Below are 14,726 nucleotides of genomic sequence, written 5' to 3'. Positions count from 1 at the left end.
GCCTTCGACAGCGATCTCGTCCGCGCCGTGGTGGCCGCCATCTACGCCCGCCACGACGGCGTCACCGAGCGGGACGAACGCCTGACCGACATGGTCGACCTGCTGGCCGCCGCCCGGGCGACGGTACGGGTGCTGCGCCGCCGCGCGGATCCGGCCGACTCGGCGGCGTACCGGCAGTGGGTGGAGTCGGTCGCCGCCCGGGTGTGCCGGGCCGGGCAGACCACGCCGAGCCCCGCCGACACGCGCTTCCTCGACCGGCTGGGCGGCGCGCTCGACCTGCGCTGACCGGGGACGCCGCCGGGCCGTACCCTCGGCAACCGTGACCGACGACCAGCTCGACGTGGGTGTGGGGCCGTGGCCCGGTGACCCGCCGGACGACCCGCGCTACGACCCGGAGCTGCTCACCGCCGGGGACCGGCGCAACGTGGTGGACCGCTACCGCTACTGGCGGCGCGAGGCCGTGGTGGCCGACCTGGACCGGCGCCGGCACGACTTCCACGTGGCGATCGAGAACTGGCAGCACGACTTCAACATCGGCACCGTGGTCCGCAACGCCAACGCCTTCCTCGCCGCCGAGGTGCACATCGTCGGGCGGCGGCGGTGGAACCGGCGGGGCGCCATGGTGACCGACCGCTACCAGCACGTCCGGCACCACGCGACGATCGAGGAGTTCGTCGCGTGGGCGCGCGACGAGCGGTTGCCGGTGGTCGGGATCGACAACCTGCCCGGCTCCCGGCCGATGGAGACGGCGGTGCTGCCGCGCCGCTGCGTGCTCCTGTTCGGCCAGGAGGGGCCGGGACTGTCGGCGGTGGCCCGGTCGGCCTGCGACGCGCTGTTCTCCATCGCCCAGTACGGCTCGACCCGGTCCATCAACGCGGGCGTGGCCAGCGGCATCGCCATGCACGCCTGGATCCGGTCGTACGCCGGGCCGCCGCCGGACTGAACCCCGCGTGGGTCCACCACCGGACGGAAATCCCACGCTCGTCGGCCCGCCCCGCTTGACGCCTCGCGGGTCCGGGGTGACGGTGAGGGTGTGACTGTCGCGGTGAGTTGTCCGAAGTGCGCGGGCCCGGTGCGCGAGCCGGATCTGATGCACCCCGAGCACCGGTGCGTGCGCTGCGGCCCGGTCGCGCCGCTGCACGTGCCGGAGCACATCAGTGCCGAGATCATGGCCAGCGTGGTGGAACGGATGGCCGCCGACCCCGACCCGACCGGCCGGCTCCGGATGCCGCTGTGGTGCCCGTGGCCGCTCCCGCCGGGCTGGACGCTCACCGGCGTGGCCTGGGCGGGCGACGACCGGGCGGGCGTACGGGCCACGCTCGTGGCCTGCGCCGGACCGGCCCCCCTGGACGGTGGGCCGGCCGACCTGATCTTCGTCGCCGAGGAACCCGGCGTCGGTCTCGGATCCCGCTTCGCGGGACTGCCCGGACCCGACCCCGGCCCACAGGTGGAGGAGGCGCTCACCGATCCCGGCCCTGGTCATCCCGAGCGACTGCCGCACGCCAAGATCCGGGTGGGCGGCCATCCGACTCCACTGTGGCTCGTCCGCTCCGAAACGGATCGAAGCGCGTACGCCGGCGAGGCTCGGGGAATGTGGCTCCATGCGATAGCCTGGCCGGCGAGTGCGGGTCACCTCCTCGCGGAAGAAGTCGTGCTGCACGACCTCACCGAGTGGACACCGCCCGAACTCGTGTACGGCGCACCGTCTCCGTACCTGCACGGGCGGGCCTGACCGGCTCACCACGGCGAGTCGGAGAGCGGACGCAGATATTCACGGTAAGACACCATGCTGATACTCTGGGTGCCGCTGCGGTAAACGGACCCGGCGCCGCGCGAGAGGATGGCCCGCTATGGTCAAGAAGGTCCTCACCTGGGCCGGCATCGCATTCTTGATCTTCTTTGTTGCGTACCGGCCCAACTCCGCCGCCGACGTCTTCAAGTCTCTCGGCGGCGGCATCATGGACATCGCGCAGGGCTTCGGCGACTTCTTCACCAACCTCGTCGCCTAGCCGCCGATGGGAAGCCCCTCCGGTCCACCCTTCGACCCGGACGACCCCGACCGGGCACGCCGGGAACGCGACACCGAGCCGATCCCCCGGATCGACCCGGACGAGCCGGCCGGTTACGGCCCCGGCCCGTACGCGGACGCGGACGACGCCGGCTACGGCAGCGCGTACACCGGCGAGGGGCGGTCCGGCCGGGCCTGGGCGCGGGATCCGGACGGCTTCCCGGACCAGCCGATCTCCGAGGAGGAGCTGGCCGGACTGCGGTCCGACGCCACCGGCATGGCACCCCGCCGGGTGCTGCCGCTGGAGGACGAGCCCAGCTCGCTCGTGGCGCGTTACCTCTTCCCCACCGAGCGCTACCGGGGCGAGTGGAAGCGGCACTGGATCCACCTCACCACCCCGATCATCGTCGGCGTGGCGGCCACGTTCGTGCTCGGCTACCTCTCCGGCTTCCTCGCCGGGCGGGACGTCGGCGCGTTGACCACCGTCGCCGTGCTGCTCTGGTTCGGCGTCATGGGCTGGGTGGCCTGGAAGGTCGCCGACTGGTGGTACGACCGCTTCATCCTGACCAACAAGCGGGTGATGGTGGTCAACGGGATCATCACCCGCCAGGTCGCGATGATGCCGCTCACCCGGGTCACCGACATGAAGTACGAGCAGAGCCCGACCGGCCGTGCCCTCAACTACGGCACATTCGTGCTGGAGTCCGCCGGTCAGGAACAGGCACTCCGGGTGATCAAGAACCTGCCCAACCCGAACGAGCTCTACCTGCGAGTGGTCGAGGAGATGTACGAGCCGCAGGCGGTCGAGGCGCGGCTCGGCAAGGAGGCCGACGAGGCCAAGGCCGACGACGGAGCCTGAAACTTTTCGTCCGAACATCGGATGAACTGCACACCTTCCGCCATCGACCCGGGCGACCCGGCCGTGGCATCCTGCCAGGCAGGACGGGGGGAGATGAGTGTGGTGGTGAGCAGAGATCCGCTGGAGGAGGAGTTCCGCGAATTCGTCGCGGCCCGGTCCGGCGCACTGCTGCGCACCGCCTACCTGCTCGCCGGTGACTGGGCCACCGCCGAGGATCTGCTCCAGACCGCGCTGACGAAGACCTACCTGGCCTGGAAGCGGCTCGGCGGGATCGAGGCCATCGAGCCGTACGCCCGCCGGGTCATGGTCAACACGTCCACCAGCTGGTGGCGGCGCCGCTGGCACGGCGAGCGCCCCACCGAGGTGCTGCCGGAGCGCGCCGGTGTCGACGAGATCGAGCAGCAACTCGACCGGGACGCGCTCTGGCGGCACCTCCAGGCGCTGCCGGCCCGGCAGCGGGCGGTGCTGGTGCTGCGCTTCTACGAGGACATGTCCGAGGCGCAGACTGCCGCGCTGCTGGAGATCTCCCCGGGCACCGTCAAGAGCCAGACCTCCCGGGCGCTCAACACGCTGCGCCGCCGGCTCGGCTCCCAGGCGGCCCTGGGCCTGCCCGCGCCCGCCGACACGCCCGCGGCGAAACCGTCCGTGCCCGCCGCGGCCGGCCGGTCCGTCCCGCCGGCCCGGGGCGCCGAGCCGGCCCGTACCGCGGCGCGGCAGCCCGCCGCCCGGGTGCCGCGACCGGCCCCACCCGGGGCTCCGGTCCGCCCCGCCGTCCCGATCCCGGCGAAGAGCCGATGAGCGGCACCCGGCAGCACGGCGACAACCGAACGGGCAGCCCGGAGCGTCCATTCCCCGTGAGCGACGACGAGCTGGAGCGGGCGCTGCGGGAGACCCTGTCCCGCCGCGTCGAGACGTCCCGCCCGCTGCCAGCCGACCCGGCCGGGGAGATCCTGCGCCGGGCGCGGCGCAGGGGCCGGCGGCGTACGCTCACCGGCCTGGCCCTGGCCGGTGTCGCCACCGTTGTCGTCACCACCGGGGTGGCCCAGTTCAGCGCGCCCGGCGGCGACGGCGGCACGCCCACAGTGGTGCTCGGCGACCCGCCCGTCCTCTTCCCGTCCCCGCAGACCTCCGAGCCGTCCTCGGTCACCCGCTTCGGGCCGGTCCGCGCCGAACTCGACCTGCTCGTCGGTGACCGGCTGGACACCAGCGGCGGCGAACGGCGGCAGCTGACCGGGGTCAGCGGCGTCGAACGGGCGCAGCGGATCCACGAGCAGGAGGGCTGGCTGCTCACCTCGGCGGCCACCGTCGCCGGCCGTACCCTCTGGTGGGTTCCGGTCGGTGGCACCGCGCCGCAGGTCATGCTCGCCGCCGCGGACGCGGTGGCGGTCTCCCCGGACGGACGCCAGGTCGCCTGGCGGGACGGCACGGACCTGATCGCCGCCGGTGTGGTCGCCGGCCAGCTCATCGCGCCGGTCCGGATCGCCGCGCCGGAGGGCGCCGTGCCGGTCGGCTTCACCGGCGACGCGGTGCTGATCCAGCAGCCCGGCGACGGCGGGATGAGCGTCTGGAACCGCGCGCTGGGCGGGCAGCCGGGCCCGGTGAACCCGGACGTGCGCACCGTCTACGGCACCCGGCCCGACGGCCGGGTGGTCGGCCTGGTCGCCGCCGGGCGGGACGAGGAGCGCTGCCTGGCCCTGCTCGACCCGACCCGCGACCTCGCCCCGGTGCGTACCGGATGCGGTCTGAAGCTTGCCACCGACGGACTCGGCGCCGTCTCCTTCGACGGCCGGTGGCTGCTCGCCAACGGCACGTCGCGCACCGCCCTCCTGGTCGACCTGCGCGACCCGGCCAGCCCGGTCACCCACCCGGCCGGCCCGCTGCTGGCCGGCGGCGTGTCCTGGACCCGTGCCGGGGTGGCGCTGCACGTGGACGCGACCGGCGGGCTGGTCCGGGTCAAGCCCGAGCGGGTGCTGGCCGGTGACCGGCCCACGGCCTCGAAGGTCGAAGGGCTGGCGCCGGAGGACCGCCCGGTGGTGGTGGCCGACGTCCCCACGGTGCCGGACGGGGCGTAGCGTCGGGCGGGTGAGCGTCCCCGCCCGCATCGACCTGCACACCCACTCCACCGCCAGCGACGGCACCCTGACCCCCGCCGACCTGGTCCGGGCCGCCGCCGAGGCCGGGCTCGACGTGGTGGCACTCACCGACCACGACACCACCGCCGGCTGGGCGCCCGCCGTCGCCGCCCTGCCGCCCGGGCTCACCCTGATCCGCGGCGCGGAGATCTCCTGCCGGTGGTTCGGCGCCGAACCGGCGATCCCGCTGCACCTGCTCGCGTACCTGTTCGACCCGGCCGAGCCGCACCTGGCCGCGGAACTGGCCCGGGTCCGCCGGGCCCGGGAGGAACGCGGGGAGCGCATCGTCCGGCTGCTCCAGGCCGACGGCATCCCGGTGAGCTGGACGGAGATCCTGACCGGCGCGGGCGGCGGCACCGTCGGCCGCCCGCACATCGCGCAGGCGCTGATCCGGGCCGGTCTGGTCGCCACCACCACCGAGGCGTTCGGGCCGGACTGGCTCGGCGAGCGGTACCGGCTACCGAAGGACGACATCGAGGTGTTCCAGGCGGTGGCGCTGGTGCGGGCGGCCGGCGGCGTGCCCGTCTTCGCCCACCCGAAGGCCAGCCGGCGCGGCCGTATCGTGCCCGACGAGCTGATCGCGGACCTGGCGGCGGCCGGCCTGGCCGGGCTGGAGGCCGACCACGAGGACCACGACCCGGCCGAGCGGGAGCACGTCCGCGGGCTCGCCGCCGACCTGGGACTGCTGGTCACCGGCTCGTCCGACTTCCACGGCACGCACAAGACCGTGCGGCTCGGCGCGCACACCACGGGGCCGGAGGCGTACGAGCGGATCGTCGCGCTGGCCCGCGGGGTGACCCCTGTCGCTTCGAGCTGAAGCGATCCGACGGCACGGCTACCGTGTCCGCGTGGATCTCAAGCTCTTCGGCGAGGTCTTCGTGACCCTGCTGGTGATCGTCGACCCGCCCGGAATGATGCCCATCTTCCTCGCGCTGACCGGGCCGCTGCCCGCGCGCGACCGGAACCGGGCCGCCTGGCAGGCCGTGGCGCTGGCGCTCGGGGTCATCGTGATCTTCGCGGTGGCGGGGCAGACGATCCTGGCGTACCTGCACGTCGACCTGCCCGCCCTCCAGGCGGCGGGCGGCCTGCTGCTGATCCTGGTCGCGCTGGAGCTGCTGACCGGCAAGGCGGACGACCCGAGCAATCAGGTCACCTCGAACATCGCGCTGGTGCCGCTCGGCACCCCGCTGCTGGCCGGGCCGGGCGCCATCGTGGCGACCATGCTGTTCGTGCAGCAGGCCGGCGGGGCCGTCGACTACCTCGCCATCGGGCTCGCCATCGTCGCGGTGATGGTGACCGTCTGGGTGGTGCTGCGCTTCTCCGGCGGCATCGTCAAGGTGCTGCGCCCCGGCGGCATCGAGGTGCTGACCCGGATCGCCGGCCTGCTGCTGGCCGCCATCGCCGTGCAGCTCATCGCCGACGCGATCGCCGCCTTCGTGACCCAGTACCTCAACAACGCCTGAGCGGGTCCGTCCGGTGTCGTACCCGGATGGCAGGATTCAGGTGTGCGACGACAGTCAGCAGCCAGCGGCTCCCGGGCTCCCCGGCCCCGCGCCGAGCAGTCCGAGCAGCTCGGCTTCGAGGGCATGCCGGAGCGCCTGTTCGTCTGCACACCGAGCAAGCTCGGCGCGTACGCGGACTGTCCCCGCCGCTACCGCTACGCCTACGTGGACCGGCCCGCGCCGCCCAAGGGCCCGCCGTGGGCGCACAACTCGCTCGGCGCGAGCGTCCACACCGCGCTGAAGAACTGGTACGCGCTGGCCCCCGACCGCCGCCGCCCCGAGGTGCTCGGCACCCTGCTCAAGGGCACCTGGGTTCGCGAGGGCTACCGCGACGACGAGCAGGAACGCGACGCCTTCCGGCGGGCGCTGACGTGGCTGGAGAGCTACGTGGCGGGCCTCGACCCGGCCGACGAGCCGGTCGGCGTGGAGCGGGTGGTCGCGGTCAAGACCGCTGTGCTCGCGTTCAACGGCCGCACCGACCGGATCGACTCGCGCCCCGGCCCGGACGGGCGGCCCGAGCTGGTCATCGTCGACTACAAGACCGGCCGCACCGGCCTCGACACCGACGACGCGCGAGGCTCGCAGGCGCTCGCGCTCTACGCGTACGCGGCCGAGCGGGTGTTCCGCAAGCCGTGCCGCCGGGTCGAGCTGCACCACCTGCCCACCGGCACCGTCGCCGCGCACGAGCACACGCCGGAGTCCCTGCACCGGCAGCTCACCCGCGCCGAGGACACCGCCCGCGACATCATGGCCGCCGAGCGCGCGGTGGCCGACGGCACCGACCCCGACGCGGCGTTCCCGGCCGAGCCGGGCCCGCGGTGCGGCTGGTGCGACTACCGGCGTACGTGCCCGACCGGCGCGCAGACCCCCGGCAAGGATCCCTGGTCGGCGGTCGAGCGGTTCGCCGACACGGAGTGAGCGTGGGGCGCCGTCAGGCCGCGGTCAGGCGTGCGGCGCGTTCCTTGGCGGCCTGCTGCAACGGGCCCTCCCGGTAACGCCGGGGCACCGCGGCCAGCGCCAGTCGCAGCGCCCGCGCGCTCAGGTCCGCCGACAGGGCGGTGGTGGGCAGGCCCAGCCCGCCGTAGAGCCGCAACGCCCACGGCGGCAGCATCCCCAGCGCGGTGGCGGCGATCCCGAAGTACGCCCAGCGCGGCGGCCCCAGGTTCAGTCCCACCCGCGCCGGCAGGCTGAGCTTCCACGGAAGCGGCGGCGCGGTCAGGAACACCGCCGTCTCGGCCGCCTCCCGGGTCATCCGCAACTGCGGGCGTACGTCCCGGTAGTAGTCCGCCACCTCGGCGGCGGTACCCGGCACGTCGTCCGGGTCCAGCCCGACCAGGGCCGCCGACCGGCGCTGCTCGGTGTAGTAGCCGTCCACCTCGTCGTCGGTGAGCGCCAGCCCGGCCCGCCGGGCGGTGCTCACGAACGACTCGACCTCGGTGATGTGCACCCAGCGCAGCAGGTCCGGCTCGTCGACGCGGAACTCCGCACCGGTGAACGGGTCGGTGGCGCGCATCCGGGCGTGCCGCACGCGCAGCCGTCGCCCGGCCGCCTCCGCCTCGGCGGTGGTGCCGTAGATCGTCGTCCCCACGTACGTCGCCGTGCGGACCAGCCGCCCCCAGGCGTCGGTGCGGTAGTTGCTGTTCTGTGCGACGCCGGCCATCGCGCGGGGATGTAGCGCCTGGAGATACAGGGAGCGCAGGCCGGCGACGATCAGGATCGGTTCCTCGTGCACCTTCCACGTGACCGATCCCGGACCGAAGAGGCCGAGGTCTTCGGTGTCCACCGATCAAGAGTGCCACGCCTCGTCGCCGGCCGTCCCCGGTGCGGCGGCCGGCGGCGGCCGTCCTCGGCGCTCCGGTCAGTCGTCGGCGGAGCGGCGGGACTGGCAGGCCGGGCAGAGGCCCCAGAAGGTCACTTCCGCCTCGTCCAGCTCGAAGCCGTGCGCCACGTTCGGGTCCAGGCAGGGGGCGCTGCCGACCGCGCAGTCCACGTCGGCGATCTCGCCGCAGCCCCGGCACACCACGTGGTGGTGGTTGTCGCCGACCCGGGCCTCGTACCGCGCGGGACTGCCGGCCGGCTCGATCCGGCGGGACAGGCCGGCCCGGGACAGGGCGCCGAGCACGTCGTAGACGGCCTGGGTGGAGACCGAGTCGATCCGCCGGCGTACCCGCCGGGTGATCTCGTCGACCTCCAGGTGACCGCCGGCGGAGAGCACGTCCAGCACGGCGAGACGCGGCCGGGTGACCCGTAGGCCCCTCGACCGGAGCAGCTCCTCACCTGTGGACATGGATCCATGACAGCACGGGCCCGGGCGGGCCGACAAGCGAGCGTTGTTCACCCGTGGCCGGGGCCACAGGTGAACCGGCGCCGCCACGCGTTCGTGTATCGAGGAAGACGGCCTCACGCCGTACGCTGAGCGCGCCAAACCACCCACTCGCCGGAGGTGTCGGTGTTCAGGGAAATCAACGGTCTGCCGGTCCACGTGCTCGTCATCCACGCGGCGGTGGTGCTGGTGCCGCTGCTGGCACTGCTCGCCGTCGCCTACGGGGTGCTGCCCCGCTGGCGGCCCCGCCTCGGCTGGGCGGTCGCGGCGCTCGCCGTGGTCACCCCGATCGTCGCCTTCGTGGCGACCGAGTCCGGGGAGGAGCTGGAGGAGGCCCTTCGGGCGAAGGGCTACCCGCCGGACCGGCTGCAGCAGATCCACGAGCACGCCGAGTACGGCGACACGCTGTTCTGGTTCGCGCTCGGGCTCGGCGTCGTGGCGCTGCTGCTCGTGCTGTCGACGAGCCGCTTCGTCGCGGGCCGGAACCTGCCCCGCTGGCTCCCGATCGTGCTCACCGTCGTGGTGGCGGTGCTCGCGGTCTTCGCGCTCGTGTACGTCTACCTGACCGGGGACAGCGGCGCCAAGATGGTCTGGGACGGCGTCGTCTGACCGCTGCGGGTCAGAACAGCACCCGCGAGCACAGCAGGCAGGTGAGCAGCACCAGCACCACCGCCACGGCCGCCCCGATGCCGTAGGTGAGCCGCTGCGCGCGTTGCTCCGCCTGGTCCATCGCGGCCATGTCCTGCGGCGGGAGCCGGCGGGGCGGTGACGGCTGCACGTGTACCGGTGGCCGCCAGCCGGGCGGCGGAGGCGTGCTCGGCGGCGGTCCCGCGTACCCCGAGGGCGGTGGGCCACCGGCGGGCGCGGCGCCCCCGAACTGTGGGCCGGCGGGCGCGGCGCCCCCGAACTGTGGGCCGACGGCGGGCGGGCCGGCACCGGGCGTGCCCGGCCACGCGCCGCCGGCCACCGTCCAGCCGCCTGCCGCCTCCGGCCGGGCCCACGGGCTCTCGGTGGCCGCCTCGCGCGACCACGGGCTGGCGTTCCCGGCCGCCTCGGGGTTGTCGGCGACCGTTCCGGCCCTCTCGACGCCCTCGGTGACGGCTGGCTCTGCCGGGAAGGCGTCCGGCTCTGCTGTGGGGGCGGCCGGCTCCGCCGCGAGTGCCGGCTCCGCCGGGAGGGCGGTCGGCTCGGGCTGCCCGGCGATCCCGGCCGGTTCGGCGGTGCGGTCGGGTTCGGCGGTGCGGTCCGGTTCACGGTCTCCACCGGCGTCACCGGGGCGGGCTCCGGGACCGGCCGGGTGGGCGTCCGCGCCGTCCCCGGGGACCGCCCCGGGGGCGTTCTCCCCGGCGGGTGCCGGTTGGTCCGGGCGTCGCCAGGTCTCGTCGTCGGGGCTGCCACCGCTCGGCGTCGTCACGCCGTCCGACGCTACCAACGCCCGGGCCGGTCGGCCGCCCGACGCGTCGATCACCGTCACCCCGGCCCGTCGCGCCCGGTGTGTGGCGTTCCGACGGCTCCCGGCCCGGTACGGCCGGGCTCGGGACGATCCGGCCGGTCCGGGGGATCGAGCCTGCGGCCCGTTCGGCGGTATCGTTGCTGATCGTGACCGAACCCGCCATCCGGGCACCGCGCGACGACGACGACCGCGTGGTCGACCTCAGCGACGACTTCGTGGTGCTGCCCGAGCAGACCAGCGACGACACCGACCGTGGCTGGGGCGAGCGCTCCGGCGGCAACGACGACTGGCTGCTCGCGGAGCGTCCCCCACACTGGGGCTGATCGCGCCACGGCGGGCTGCTCGCCGGCTCGCCTCAGCCGCGTACCACCACGGCGAAGCGGCTGCCCTCCGGCAACCCGACCGCCCGCCGGGCCTGTTCCGGCGGCAGCGCCAGGTAGAGCGCCGAGGAGCCGTCGACCGCCCCGGTGGCGCCGACCACGTCGAGCACCAGGGCGCGTGGCGCCAGCAGCGTGGGGTCGGGCGTACCGCCGGCCGGCACGACGAGCAGGTCGACCCGGGCACCCGGGCGCAGCACCGCGAGGGCGGCCGGTTCGGCCAGCCGGATCGGTACGCCGACCGCACCGGCCGGCAGCGCGGGGATGCCGCCGGACGGCGACGCCGTCGCCGAGGTGGCCGGCCGGACGCGGGGTGGTGGGCAGGACGGCGGCGTCTGCAGCACCGCGGCGGCCAGCCCCAGCAGCGCCGCGACGAGCGTCACCCGCAGCAGCGTCCGGCGCCGGGGCAGCCCGCGCCAGCGGACCGGACGCAACGTCGTCTCGCCATCCGCCACCGCTGCCTCCCGCCGCCGGCCAACCATCCGACCCGCAGGCTAGGCCCGGCCTCCCGGCTCCCGCCGGCCCACCGCCCGCACCTGTGGATAACCCGCCCGCTTGTGGAAAACCGTTCCCCGGGACCAGCGCGAGGTCCGATGCGGCCGGGACCGCCAGCTCGGGGAGCTTGCTGCTTCCGGATCGGCGGATGCAGCAACCTCGCCGAGGTGGCGAGCATCCGCCGCGAACGGAACGTGGCCGTCCCCGAGCGGGAACGGCCACGTGTCGCGTGCGAGCAGTGGGTCAGGACGAGCTGGACGCCGCCGGTGCCTTGCTCGCCGTCGACCCGGAACCGGACGAAGAAGACGAACCGGACGAGGGGGTCGAGCCGGACGACGAGGACGAGGAGTCCGACGACGACGACTCGGACTTGGCCGGCTTGCTCATGGTCGAGGAGCCGTTGTCGGAACCGGACGAACGGGAGTCCGTGCGGTAGAAGCCGGAGCCCTTGAACACGATGCCCACCGAGTTGAAGAGCTTTCGCAGCCGCCCCTCACACGCCGGGCACTCGGTCAGCGGCTCGTCCGAGAAGGACTGCACCGCCTCGAGCTGGTGGCCGCACGCGGTGCAGGCGTACTGGTACGTGGGCACGTTCTCCTCCGGATCTTCGGCACGGCCTTCTGGCACTCGTGGTCTTCGAGTGCCAATGGTGCGTCATGACCCCCGGGTTCGTCCAGCGGAAGCGCCCGGGCCCACACCCGGGACCGCCACCAGCCCGTCCGCCGGAGTGATCACACAGTGCACCGGACGGTCGTGCGGCAGGGCGGGCACCGCCTCCACCAGCTCGCCGTCGTGCAGCAGCGCCACCGTCGGCACCGTCGCGGGCACCCGGGCCAGCGCGCGGTCGTACGAGCCGCCGCCGCGGCCCAGCCGGATGCCCCGGCGGTCCACCGCCACCGCCGGCACCACGACCAGGGCGGCTCCGGCCACCGCGGTCCGCCCCCGGGGCGGTGCGGTCGGCTCGCGCAGACCCCGGCCGGCGGCGCGCAACGACTCCGGACCGGTGTACGGGGCCCAGTCCAGGTCCAGGTCCTCGCGCAGCACCGGCAGCAGCAGCTCGGCGTCGGGCGGCAGCGCGGCCCGCAGCACGTCCGGCAGGTCGTGTCCGCCCGGCTCGGAGGCGACCGGCACGTACGCGCTCATCCTGGCCGGCCGCAGCCGGCGTACCAACGTCACCAGCTCGGCCTGGACGGCGGCCGCCGCCACCGCGCGGTCGGCCGTGGACAGCGACCGGCGCGCGGCGAGTAGCGCGATGCGCATCTCCCGCTTCGCATCGTGCGCTTCATCCGAAAATTCCGGCACGCAACACTCCTGACGCAACGCTTGCCTAATGGTCGCTCTGTGTCAGCATCGCACCAAGGGAGCGGAACTTCCGGGGGGAAGATTGACGCTACGCGGGCGGTTGACGGCGGCTTTCCTCGCGGTGGTCCTCGGCCCCGTCCTGCTCGGCGCGTTCTTCGTCGGGGCCACGCTCAGCGCCGTCGACCGCAGTCGCGCCACCGAACGGCTGGGCCTGGCCGCGGCCGGTGTCCGTACCTCGATCGACGCACTCTGCCAGCAACTCCGCGCGGCCGCCGACGCGGTCGCGCTGGTCGGCGACCCGGCCGTCCGGTCGCGCGCGGCCGACCAGGTGGTCGCCCGAGGGCTGGCCGCCGCCGTGCTGATCGCCGACGCCGCCGGCCGCACCACCTACACCACGCCGGACGGGCCAGCCGGGCGCTGGCAGGACTGCGCCGGCGCGCCCGCCACCGGCGTCGCGGCGCTCTCCGCCCAGGTCCGGCTCCGCGACCCGGCCGGCACCGACCTGGGCGCGGTCGCCGCCGCCCAGCCCGTCGACCGGGCCTTCGTGGCGCGGCTCGCCGCCGTGACCGGCGTCGGGGTCACCCTCCTCGACGACCCCGGCGGCATCACCCACACGACCGAGGACCAGGGGGTACGCGCAGCGGTGCTGGCCGCCGCCGGCAAAGCGGACGGGAACCGGGTGACAGGCACCGGCGACGGCCGGTACGTGCGGCGGGTCGGTCCGTCTCCCGGTCAGCCACTGCCACTGGTGCTGTCGGTGCCGGGGGAGCGCGCGCCCGGCCTGTACGGTGCGCTGATCGCCGCCGTCGCGCTCGCCGCCCTGCTCGCCGTGCTGGCGGCCTGGCGGCTGGCCCGGGTGACCACCCGGCCGCTCGGTGAGCTGGCCGGCGCGGTGGACCGGGTGGCGCGCGGCGACCTGAGCGCCCGGGTGCCGGTGCGCAGCCGCGACGAGATCGGGCGGCTCGCCAGCGCGTTCAACCGGATGACCCGGGAGACCGGCACCTACGTGACGGCGCTGACCAGCAGCCGTGACCAGCTCCGCAACCACCTCGCGGTGCTCGGTGACACGCTCGCCAGCACGCACGACCTGCAACGCATCCTGCGGGTGATCCTGGACAGCGCGATCGCCGCCACCGGCGCCCGGGCCGGCGCGGTGCTGCTCGTCGACGGCGACGGCGTCCTCGTCGGCCGGTGCGTGGAAGGGCTGACCGGGCGCTGGCCGACGAGCGACCCGGCCGACCCGGCGACGCTGCGGGTCGCGGTCGGCGCCGGGGTGCTCGGCGCGGTGGCCGCCACCGGCGAACCGCTGCGCGGACGGTGGGCGCCGCCGGACACGCCGACCGGGGAGCCGACCTGCGAGACGTACGTGGCGGTGCCGTTCGCCACCCCCGGCGGCGCCGAGCCGCGCGGCCCGGACCGGCCCGGCCACCCACCAGCCGACGGCGACCCGCCCGGCTCGGCCTGCGCGGCGCTCGGCGTCCTCGTGCTCTACGACCGGCTCGGCGGGCACGGGTTCCACGACGACGACGTGGTGACGCTGCGGACGTTCGCCGGGCACGCGGCGGTCGCGGTCGAGAACGTCCGGGTGCACGAGGAGGCGCAGCGGCTCTCGCTGACCGACCCGCTGACCGGGCTGTGGAACTACCGCTACCTGCGCGAGTCGATCCGCCGCGAGGTGGAGCGGGCGAACCGGTTCGGCCGGATGCTCAGCGTCCTCGCGCTCGACCTGGACCGGTTCAAGAACGTCAACGACACCTGGGGGCACGCCGCCGGGGACGCCGTGCTGGTCGAGTTCGCCCGCCGGGTACGCGGCGTGATCCGCGAGGTGGACCTGGCGTTCCGGCAGGGCGGCGAGGAGTTCGTGGTGCTGCTGCCGGAGACCGACGCCCGGGGCGCCACGATCGTCGCCGAGCGGCTCGGCGCGGTGGTACGCGACCAGCCGGTGACAGTCGAGGGGAGCGGCGACGAGCCGGTGCGGGTGCCGGTGACCGTCTCCATCGGCATCGCCGTCTACCCGGACCACGCCGCCGGCGGCCAGCAGGTGCTCGACGCCGCCGACGACGCGTTGTACGCGGCGAAGGCCGCCGGACGCGACGGCTACCGGCTCGCCCCGGCGCCCGATCCGCTGCCCACCCGGGAGATCCCGGTGGTGGCCGCAGGTGCCGGCCCGCCGGACGGGCTGCCCCGGGCCGGCGCGGCGGACCCGGCGGGCACCGTCCAGGGCGGCGCGTCTTCCGGTCCTCACCCGCCGCGGCAGAGCCGTGGCCGATAGTCT

General features: G+C 74.9%; 18 protein-coding genes and 1 pseudogene. 13 read left to right on the top strand and 6 right to left on the bottom strand.

Annotated features, from left to right (window positions below; all coding sequences use genetic code 11):
- The 10 genes and pseudogenes from ACPCK6_RS16190 to ACPCK6_RS16145 all read left to right on the top strand — a co-directional run.
- A pseudogene (locus ACPCK6_RS16190) lies at positions 1-285 on the top strand (hypothetical protein); the annotation flags it as partial.
- 34 nt (positions 286-319) lie between these two features.
- Positions 320-943 carry a TrmH family RNA methyltransferase gene (locus ACPCK6_RS16185; protein WP_194798715.1) on the top strand — a complete coding sequence of 208 codons (624 nt, stop codon included), beginning with the start codon at positions 320-322 and terminating at the stop codon, positions 941-943.
- Between the two features lie 90 nt (positions 944-1,033).
- Positions 1,034-1,732, top strand: a complete 699-nt coding sequence (locus ACPCK6_RS16180; protein ID WP_396879818.1) for a DUF6758 family protein — start codon at positions 1,034-1,036, stop codon at positions 1,730-1,732.
- Between the two features lie 118 nt (positions 1,733-1,850).
- A complete protein-coding gene (locus tag ACPCK6_RS16175; protein ID WP_013283898.1) occupies positions 1,851-2,009 on the top strand; it encodes a hypothetical protein in 159 nt (52 codons plus the stop codon).
- 6 nt (positions 2,010-2,015) lie between these two features.
- Positions 2,016-2,867, top strand: a complete 852-nt coding sequence (locus tag ACPCK6_RS16170; protein ID WP_396879819.1) for a PH domain-containing protein — start codon at positions 2,016-2,018, stop codon at positions 2,865-2,867.
- Between the two features lie 93 nt (positions 2,868-2,960).
- On the top strand, positions 2,961-3,665 hold the full coding sequence (locus ACPCK6_RS16165) for a SigE family RNA polymerase sigma factor (RefSeq protein ID WP_423481516.1): 705 nt from the start codon (positions 2,961-2,963) through the stop codon (positions 3,663-3,665).
- A gap of 56 nt (positions 3,666-3,721) precedes the next feature.
- Positions 3,722-4,939: a TolB-like translocation protein gene (locus ACPCK6_RS16160; protein WP_423481515.1), complete on the top strand. Its 1,218-nt coding sequence runs from the start codon at positions 3,722-3,724 to the stop codon at positions 4,937-4,939.
- Positions 4,940-4,949: 10 nt separating this feature from the next.
- Positions 4,950-5,816, top strand: a complete 867-nt coding sequence (locus ACPCK6_RS16155) for a PHP domain-containing protein (RefSeq protein ID WP_396879822.1) — start codon at positions 4,950-4,952, stop codon at positions 5,814-5,816.
- A 31-nt stretch (positions 5,817-5,847) separates the two neighbouring features.
- On the top strand, positions 5,848-6,462 hold the full coding sequence (locus ACPCK6_RS16150) for a MarC family protein (RefSeq protein WP_013283903.1): 615 nt from the start codon (positions 5,848-5,850) through the stop codon (positions 6,460-6,462).
- Between the two features lie 123 nt (positions 6,463-6,585).
- Positions 6,586-7,419, top strand: a complete 834-nt coding sequence (locus ACPCK6_RS16145) for a RecB family exonuclease (protein ID WP_423481518.1) — start codon at positions 6,586-6,588, stop codon at positions 7,417-7,419.
- A gap of 13 nt (positions 7,420-7,432) precedes the next feature.
- Here the strand turns inward: ACPCK6_RS16145 and ACPCK6_RS16140 are convergent, their stop codons facing one another.
- Together ACPCK6_RS16140 and ACPCK6_RS16135 are read right to left on the bottom strand one after the other, a co-directional pair.
- Complete coding sequence (locus ACPCK6_RS16140; RefSeq protein ID WP_423481514.1) at positions 7,433-8,284, bottom strand: oxygenase MpaB family protein; 852 nt, start codon at positions 8,282-8,284, stop codon at positions 7,433-7,435.
- Positions 8,285-8,359: 75 nt separating this feature from the next.
- A complete protein-coding gene (locus ACPCK6_RS16135; RefSeq protein WP_194798708.1) occupies positions 8,360-8,788 on the bottom strand; it encodes a Fur family transcriptional regulator in 429 nt (142 codons plus the stop codon).
- Between the two features lie 162 nt (positions 8,789-8,950).
- On the opposite strand from ACPCK6_RS16135, the gene ACPCK6_RS16130 reads away from it, so the two are divergent.
- Positions 8,951-9,433, top strand: a complete 483-nt coding sequence (locus ACPCK6_RS16130) for a DUF2231 domain-containing protein (protein ID WP_318332268.1) — start codon at positions 8,951-8,953, stop codon at positions 9,431-9,433.
- Between the two features lie 10 nt (positions 9,434-9,443).
- Here ACPCK6_RS16130 and ACPCK6_RS16125 read toward each other — a convergent pair whose 3' ends face one another.
- Positions 9,444-10,238: a hypothetical protein gene (locus tag ACPCK6_RS16125; RefSeq protein ID WP_423481513.1), complete on the bottom strand. Its 795-nt coding sequence runs from the start codon at positions 10,236-10,238 to the stop codon at positions 9,444-9,446.
- Between the two features lie 185 nt (positions 10,239-10,423).
- Here ACPCK6_RS16125 and ACPCK6_RS16120 point away from each other — a divergent pair, with 185 nt between their 5' ends.
- The gene (locus ACPCK6_RS16120; protein WP_423481512.1) at positions 10,424-10,600 is read left to right on the top strand and encodes a hypothetical protein; all 177 of its coding nucleotides are present in this window, start codon (positions 10,424-10,426) and stop codon (positions 10,598-10,600) included.
- A 32-nt stretch (positions 10,601-10,632) separates the two neighbouring features.
- On the opposite strand, the gene ACPCK6_RS16115 is transcribed toward ACPCK6_RS16120, so the two are convergent.
- From ACPCK6_RS16115 to ACPCK6_RS16105, 3 genes are all read right to left on the bottom strand, one after another.
- On the bottom strand, positions 10,633-11,109 hold the full coding sequence (locus tag ACPCK6_RS16115; protein ID WP_423481511.1) for a flagellar biosynthesis protein FlgA: 477 nt from the start codon (positions 11,107-11,109) through the stop codon (positions 10,633-10,635).
- Positions 11,110-11,392: 283 nt separating this feature from the next.
- A complete protein-coding gene (locus tag ACPCK6_RS16110) occupies positions 11,393-11,740 on the bottom strand; it encodes an FmdB family zinc ribbon protein (RefSeq protein ID WP_423481510.1) in 348 nt (115 codons plus the stop codon).
- 63 nt (positions 11,741-11,803) lie between these two features.
- A complete protein-coding gene (locus ACPCK6_RS16105) occupies positions 11,804-12,451 on the bottom strand; it encodes a 5-formyltetrahydrofolate cyclo-ligase (protein ID WP_396879826.1) in 648 nt (215 codons plus the stop codon).
- 82 nt (positions 12,452-12,533) lie between these two features.
- Between ACPCK6_RS16105 and ACPCK6_RS16100 the strand changes: the two genes are divergently transcribed.
- Entirely contained in the window at positions 12,534-14,723 is a 2,190-nt protein-coding gene (locus tag ACPCK6_RS16100; RefSeq protein WP_423481509.1) for a GGDEF domain-containing protein, read from the top strand.
- Positions 14,724-14,726: the final 3 nt, after the last annotated feature.

The organism is Micromonospora sp. AB353 (assembly GCF_049538395.1).
Classification (GTDB): domain Bacteria; phylum Actinomycetota; class Actinomycetes; order Mycobacteriales; family Micromonosporaceae; genus Micromonospora; species Micromonospora aurantiaca.
This window is presented reverse-complemented; position numbering and strand designations above follow the sequence as displayed.

What these genes read in the sequence shown, in the direction of transcription:
- ACPCK6_RS16175 (WP_013283898.1), top strand. Translation starts at nt 1,851, where the DNA reads ATGGTCAAGAAGGTCCTCACCTGGGCCGGCATCGCATTCTTGATCTTC.
- ACPCK6_RS16170 (WP_396879819.1), top strand. Translation starts at nt 2,016, where the DNA reads ATGGGAAGCCCCTCCGGTCCACCCTTCGACCCGGACGACCCCGACCGG.
- ACPCK6_RS16165 (WP_423481516.1), top strand. Translation starts at nt 2,961, where the DNA reads ATGAGTGTGGTGGTGAGCAGAGATCCGCTGGAGGAGGAGTTCCGCGAA.
- ACPCK6_RS16145 (WP_423481518.1), top strand. Translation starts at nt 6,586, where the DNA reads ATGCCGGAGCGCCTGTTCGTCTGCACACCGAGCAAGCTCGGCGCGTAC.
- ACPCK6_RS16135 (WP_194798708.1), bottom strand. Translation starts at nt 8,788, where the DNA reads ATGTCCACAGGTGAGGAGCTGCTCCGGTCGAGGGGCCTACGGGTCACC.